This is a genomic window from Parablautia muri (genome assembly GCF_009917485.1).
GTDB lineage: Bacteria > Bacillota > Clostridia > Lachnospirales > Lachnospiraceae > Suilimivivens > Suilimivivens muri.
In genome coordinates, this window is record NZ_QZDT01000094.1 from 1 (window position 1) to 6,798 (window position 6,798).

The following is a 6,798-nucleotide window of genomic DNA, read 5'->3' on the forward strand; positions in this document are numbered from 1 at the left end:
ACCAGTAGAAAGCAAAGGAGAATTATCATGTGTAAAATAATCGCAATCGCAAACCAGAAAGGCGGAGTCGGCAAGACCACCACCACAAGCAACTTAGGCATCGGGCTGGCAAAACAGGGAAAAAAGGTGCTTCTGATTGATGCGGACGCACAGGGCAGTCTGACCGCAAGTTTAGGCTTTACAGAGCCGGACAGTCTGGAAGTCACGCTTGCAACCATTATGGGGAACTTAATCAATGACGGGGAAGTAGAGCCGGGAGAAGGCATTCTCCACCATGAGGAAGGGATAGACTTAATGCCGGGGAACATTGAGCTTTCCGGTCTGGAGGTTTCCCTTGTGAATGTGATGAGCCGGGAAACGGTGTTGAGGTCATACATAGAGATTGTCAGGGAGAATTACGATTACATTTTAATTGATTGTATGCCTTCCCTCGGCATGATTACCATAAACGCCTTTGCCAGCGCCGACAGCATCTTGATACCCGTACAGGCGGCATATCTGCCCGTCAAAGGCTTGCAGCAGCTTATTAAGACAGTCGGCAAGGTAAAGCGGCAGATTAACCCGAAACTGGAGATTGAGGGGATTCTGCTTACAATGGTAGACAGCCGGACGAATTACGCGAAGGACATCAGCGCCATGCTGAAGGAGGCATACGGAAGCCGGGTGAGGATATTTGCCAATGTCATTCCCATTTCCGTCCGGGCGGCGGAGATTTCAGCGGAGGGTGTCAGCATCTACAAGCATGATCCAAAGGGGAAAGTAGCGTCAGCCTATGATTCTCTGACAAAGGAGGTAATCACCTCTGCTCGTCAGGGTGACTCGCACTTTGCTCCGCAAAGCAAGGAGGTGAGCGCAGATGGGCAGTAATGCAAAATCAAGAAGTGCATCAAAGGTTGCTCTGGAAAGTTTTGATGATTTGTTCGGTGGGAGTGCCGCACAGGAAAGAGGCGTTGAACAGATTATCAATGCGCCGCTGGCAGAGCTTTACACGTTCAAAGACCACCCTTTCCGGGTGGAGGACGATGAGAAGATGGAGGAAACAACCGAGAGTAGCCAAATTTTTCAAAAGTCAACTAAAAAAATTGCAACAAAAAACCTACAATAAGTATGTTTATACATATAACATACGCATATTGTAGGCATTTACTATTTGTGAATTATGGTCTATAATAATAGTAGGCAAACAAAAAGCCGTTTGGCGAACGGCTTATCTTTCGGACTGGCATCCATTTTGACTTGTGTTTTTTAATTAGCTTTTATGTGTTTAAGGACTTAATATCTATGAACAAATAATAATAACAAAAACTCACAACTCATTTCTATAACTATCTTATAACAATTTATAAGATTAGTCAAGAGGAAAATATTATACTATTTTATTTACCCAAAATGCAAGTAAAAGGCGTCAAAATTTAAAAAATGTCACTGGTGACTACCCCGTGACGTCACTGGGTAATACCCTGGGTATTACCCAGGGTAGTCTTTAATTTAATTTTATTTAATTTAATTTAATTTCACTTCGTGAAATTAAATTAAATAAAGACTGACTGAAAAAATGATTTGCTTATTGATAACATCCCTTTGGGACTTCGGAACGGTAAGCGGTTTTGCCAACTATTAACTTTTAGATTTTAGAGGAAAAGATTTGTGATGTGGAGTTTTCTTTCTATAAATTAAAATTCATATAGAAAGGATAATTACTATGCAAAACAAAACAAACAAAAACAATACACAACTTAATAAAAAACTTAATACTGAATATAAGAATATTAAATTAGAACCTATTACTGCTCAACTCATAGAAGAAGTTGAAAACGATAAAGATTATAAAGAAAATGAAAAGTTTGATGTAAATTATTTTTCAACATATTGTGCCCAATTTAGAGATTATGATTTCATTTATAAGGTACAACAATTCGGATTTGCTTATCTTGGATTTATAGATTTTTTGAAATCAGAAATGTTAGATTTTGGAAAATATTATGTCTATGAAAAATATATAACTATGTTAATAAATAAATTTTGCTTTACATACAATATTGAATTTGATGTTGCAAAAAGTATTTATGATGATTTAATTGAGAGTAATTATATAAGTATTATTCAATGCTCTTGCTTTAAATCACCTATCGTGGTTGAACCTACAATCTTTTATAATTACAGATTAGTTCAAGAGCAAAGAGTGAGGAATAGACTGAAAAAGAGAAAAGAAAGAGCAGATAAGAAAGAATCTGAAACAGAAACAGTAGACAATAAGGCAACTGAAACAGAAGAAGCACCATCTGAACCATTGCCTGAAGTTCCAGTTGCTGAACCAGATACACCAATAAAGCCAGATGATTTTGGCTTCGGAGAAACTTATGAAGAAAATCCGTTTTTTTAAAGTATAAAAAATTATACATACGATATACATAAAATAGATTACCTATCATGTGTATATTGTATGTATAAATTCCTGTAAATTCGGTAGAATGATTTTTATTTTGCCTGATAGCCGATTACCCATAAAAGCAATTTAAAAACAATCCTACAACATTATTAGTCAAATTGCACAAAAATTAGCTATAAAATCACCCTTTTAGACCTCTAAACAAGGAAAAAAGCGGTGATTTTTTGTGCATATTGCACAATGGTTTTTATAAGCACTTTTTAAAAATGTATCTACAAACTGGAATTTGTTGGTAATGCTCTACATAACAGTAATGTAGCATAATATTAGATTTCAACTATCTCGTAATCTGGTTCTTGTTCGACCATTTCAAGAGGGTAATCACCAGGGTTTGAAAGATGGAGAACTTCGCCACCTGCATCGTAATTACTCATCCATTCACAGAAATAATCATTTGCTTCTTGTTCCGTATCAAAAACACCTTCATCTCCATCCTCTTCGTAAGAATCAATAACTTCACCATCAGGAAAGGTCATAACTACTTTAAATTTCGCCATTATTCTGCTCCTCCTTATTATTTTTGTTCAATCCCAGTTCATCTAAATAATTATACCACATACCCGACCAAAAGTATATAAGCAATCAAGGGAGATAGCCAAAAACTGCTATCTCCCTTTTAAAATTATATCTTTATCGAATAATGTCAAGACAGAAAAGAGTATTTTCGCATACGAAAATCTTCCTTTTCCATCTTGACATTACCTACTGTGTCCCCTATGATGTTCTTTATGTTGTTGTCTTTCAATTTCTTTTTCCCTATCCTTTTCTTCTTTTTCGGCTCTTTTTTCCCAGTCTTTTGCTTTTTCTGGATTTTGATTTCTTATCCAATCCATAGTTCTTTTGTCTTTTTTCAATTCTTGATTTTCTTGGAGAAGTTTCTCATATGTTCTCTGTCTTATTATTTCATTCGCTTTTCGGGTATTTTCCATTATATCATCAAGTCCTCTTTGGACTTCTCTTCCTTGTTGTAAATCCCTTATTTGTTCATATGCTCTATTGGTTTCATTTACTAATTTCTCAACTTGTTCTTTGCTATAAGTTCCTTTTTTCAGCCCTTTTCCGTCAGGTTCAGGCATCTCTATATTTCTATTTTTAATAGATTTTGCGTTTTCATAAGCTGTTCTAATCTGTTCTAATTCATTCTCTTTTTTTGCTATTTTTTCTTCCCTTGCGTTTAATCCGACTTGTTTTATTCTTAACTCTTGCTCTTTTTTTGAATTATTCATTGCGCTATCAAATATTTCATTTTTTTGTTCAGAAATATCTTTTTCTAATTCTTTTTTTAATTGTTCTTTTTCTTCTAAATTCTTTTCGTGATTTAATTGAGCTTGTCTTGCAAGGTCTTTGCTTTTATCTTTTGTTGCTCCATTGAGGAAATTTAATTCGTGTGCGTGCTCTGGAAACTTTTCTCTCAAATGTTGTTGCATATCTCTTTGAAAATCTCTTAATTCTTTTCTTGGAGTTACTTCCTTTGTAGAAAATCTTCCATCTTCTGTTCTTGGTAGAAATCTTATATGTATATGGTCTTGGCAATGTTCTCTTTCCTTAATTGGTATCAGACTTTTACTTCCATCTTTTTCAATTCCTTCTCTGTTTCTTACTTCTGATAAGAGTTGTAAAGTGTTGACGTGGATTATTTATGATTTTTTTCAAGGCACTCATTGATAATCAGCTTTTGCACTCTGTCCTTAAAGGTTTTGTCAGTGTCCTTACTGAAATGTACTTTGACGGTGTAAGTGGTGTTCCCCAACTTTCGCTTGAAAGTGTGGGGCTGTTGCTCGTTTTTGGTTTTTGTCATATTCTCTGCTCCTTTACAATAAAATAGAGCGCATAGATTTTTCTATACGCTCTGACGCTGTGTTTCTTAATTCAGTTGTGATTGTGGTACTGGCTAGTTAATTATTCAGGAACTGGTTATTCATTTATCCAATATGAATGCAATCCATAATTGAACACTTTGGCATTTTTAGGGACTTGTCTAATTGTGTTATAAACATTAGCTAAATCGCCCATAGCAAAAAACACCATAATCCAAGTCATTATCACATATACAACACTTATTGTTAAATCTATTTTATCTGCTATAAATAGCCAAATGACAAATGGAATTATTCCTAATAATATCATAGGTGCTAATGAAATAACAATAAATCTTAATTTAGAAATTTTAGTATTGCAATATATGAAGTAAGCACCATTAGAAGTATATTTCCATATTGTCTTTTTACTTTTTAGGGGATATAAGATTGCGTGTATATATTCATGTATAAACTTTAATATGTAATTTACTAAAAAAGCAACTGCAATAACGAATATTGTTTTGAGATTAAAAACTATATGTCCTTCCATACTTTGTATTTTAAATATTGTCAAAAACATTATTGGGATAATTACTGGTAATTCCAGTATAAATCCCAGATTAAATAAATCATTTAATTCTTTGCCCTCTTTAAATGGTACGGCTTTTTCTGACAATTTATCATTGTTTACCAGTTGATTTTCAGATTGAAAATTTCCTTTATACACAATATTAAACACCTTTGCACCTCACTAACATATTCTTATTTTGCACCGCTAATAGAATACCACAATCACAATCACATTTCTATCATATTTTCAATAAATTTCTTCCTCCCTCCGCTTAGTTTTACTTTGCTGTTTGTTATGCTGTCGGCTCTCGTTCTGAAGCTCCCTCTCAAGGTTCTTTTTATTGTAGCTGATTACCTCGGCATACGCTAATTCTGTTGCGGTCTTGGTCTGCTCTTTACCGATACTGTCATACTCGGATTGCAAAGACTGTATCTCGGCTTTCCACTGTTTCAGCGTTATCTTCTCGCCATTCTGTAAAAGGCTCTGCATACGCTCCTTTAATTCGGGGTACTTCGATAAGCTGTCCTTATGCTCTTTATCATATCGCATTTTCGCAAGTCCTTTGAGTGACTGGCTCTCCTTATAGGTGGCTTGGATTGGCGCAAAGAGGGCATACATTTTTGACAGTTCCTTTAATCGGCTTAGTTTCTGCCCCTTGGAAAGATGTACCGTTTCCAACTGCTGGTATCTCTGTTCCTTATCCGCTGTGAATTTTGCAAGGCTCTCAAAGCTGTCTATCTTCCTTGTCGTGATGAATTTCTCCGCATTGTCGGCTGACTGCAAGGCGGTTCTGTCAGATATTCTTCTTAGGTGCTTTCCGCTGACAATCGGCAAGTCAAGTCTGCCTTTGCGCTCCCTCACTTTTGCAATCATTTCTATGACTTCATTCTTCACGCTGACCGCCGCATTTTTAATCTTGGCGTATTGTGCGCTGTGAAATTCCTGCTTGGCAAGCATGAGCATTTCTTTCGCCTGTTCCAACAGCAGATTGTTCTTGATGATTTCACGATTGATGTTGCCCCTCTCGGTCTGTATGCCTTTGCGCTCTAAAGCGTTGGCAACCGCCCCGATATGGATAGTCGGCTCTCTGTCAATCCCCTGTTCCTTAAAAGAACGATGCTCCCAATGTACCGCAATCCCCAACTGCTCATTGGTGGCATTGATTGTGTCGGCTAAATCCTTTCGCCACATTTTGGCGTTTTCCCTGCTGTTCCAGTCGGTGCTTTCTACGGTCTGGCATTTCCATTGTTTTCTGTTCCGCTTGTCTACTTTCTGCTGTCCAGTCTTTTTGTCAATGAGGAGAACACGCTCACCGTTTTCATCAAGCATATAAACCTTTTTGGTCTTTGCTCCCCATTCGCCATTTTCGGTAAGAGGGCGCATAGTGAGTAAAACATGGATATGGAGATTGCGCTGTCCTTTGCCGTTCTCGCTGTCATGGATTGCCCAATCCGCACACATACCCTTGTCAACAAAATTCCTCTGCACATAATCCCTCACGACTTCCTCCGCAAGTTCATAACTCCACTCGTTGGGGAGTGACGCTTTTAACATTCTCGCAAGCTGTGATTTCTGCCCTTTCTCTGACAGTTCAACAGCGTTCCATAAAGTGGCTCGGTCTGCATACTCTTTGGGCGCATTGGGTGGGAGAGTGATTTCACTATGCACTAAATCCTCATGGTATTTCGGGCGGTAGGTCTGCCCGTCAAACTCGCTGACAAGAATACTCCTGCTGATATAGGACGCTTTCTCGACTGCCGACTGCCCCTTGCTCCGCTTGACTATGGAAAAACGTGTGCTTGCCTGTTTCGTGACATTAGCCATACGCAACACCTACATTCTGCCGATAGGGTAGTGGGGCGCACTCATAGACTTTGTGGGCAGATAAAGGCTGTTCTTTAGCCTTTATCTGAACGCAAAGTTCACTAAAGGGTAGCAAGCGCAGCTTGCGAAGGGGAATTGTCGTTTCCCCTTTTGGC

The 6,798-nt window shown here is 37.6% G+C and carries 7 protein-coding genes and 1 pseudogene; 3 read left to right on the forward strand and 5 right to left on the reverse strand.

The annotated features are described in order from the left end of the window. Positions 1-27 precede the first annotated feature (27 nt). The 3 genes and pseudogenes from D5281_RS23515 to D5281_RS23525 all read left to right on the forward strand — a co-directional run bounded on the left by D5281_RS23515 (position 28) and on the right by D5281_RS23525 (position 2,383). Positions 28-867 carry a ParA family protein gene (locus D5281_RS23515; protein WP_160562334.1) on the forward strand — a complete coding sequence of 280 codons (840 nt, stop codon included), beginning with the start codon at positions 28-30 and terminating at the stop codon, positions 865-867. After that, a pseudogene (locus tag D5281_RS23520) lies at positions 857-1,051 on the forward strand (ParB/RepB/Spo0J family partition protein); the annotation flags it as partial. The gene D5281_RS23515 and the pseudogene D5281_RS23520, both read left to right, overlap by 11 nt. A gap of 651 nt (positions 1,052-1,702) precedes the next feature. After that, entirely contained in the window at positions 1,703-2,383 is a 681-nt protein-coding gene (locus D5281_RS23525; RefSeq protein ID WP_160562335.1) for a hypothetical protein, read from the forward strand. A gap of 332 nt (positions 2,384-2,715) precedes the next feature. Here D5281_RS23525 and D5281_RS23530 read toward each other — a convergent pair whose 3' ends face one another. The 5 genes from D5281_RS23530 to D5281_RS23550 all read right to left on the reverse strand — a co-directional run bounded on the left by D5281_RS23530 (position 2,716) and on the right by D5281_RS23550 (position 6,643). Continuing rightward, a complete protein-coding gene (locus D5281_RS23530) occupies positions 2,716-2,946 on the reverse strand; it encodes a hypothetical protein (RefSeq protein ID WP_160562336.1) in 231 nt (76 codons plus the stop codon). 201 nt (positions 2,947-3,147) lie between these two features. Next, positions 3,148-3,864, reverse strand: a complete 717-nt coding sequence (locus tag D5281_RS23535) for a hypothetical protein (protein ID WP_160562337.1) — start codon at positions 3,862-3,864, stop codon at positions 3,148-3,150. A gap of 218 nt (positions 3,865-4,082) precedes the next feature. Beyond that, positions 4,083-4,247: a hypothetical protein gene (locus tag D5281_RS23540; RefSeq protein WP_160562338.1), complete on the reverse strand. Its 165-nt coding sequence runs from the start codon at positions 4,245-4,247 to the stop codon at positions 4,083-4,085. Between the two features lie 116 nt (positions 4,248-4,363). Continuing rightward, positions 4,364-4,987, reverse strand: coding sequence for a DUF3267 domain-containing protein (locus D5281_RS23545; RefSeq protein WP_160562339.1), 624 nt, complete (start codon positions 4,985-4,987; stop codon positions 4,364-4,366). 78 nt (positions 4,988-5,065) lie between these two features. Beyond that, positions 5,066-6,643: a MobA/MobL family protein gene (locus D5281_RS23550; protein ID WP_160562340.1), complete on the reverse strand. Its 1,578-nt coding sequence runs from the start codon at positions 6,641-6,643 to the stop codon at positions 5,066-5,068. Positions 6,644-6,798: the final 155 nt, after the last annotated feature.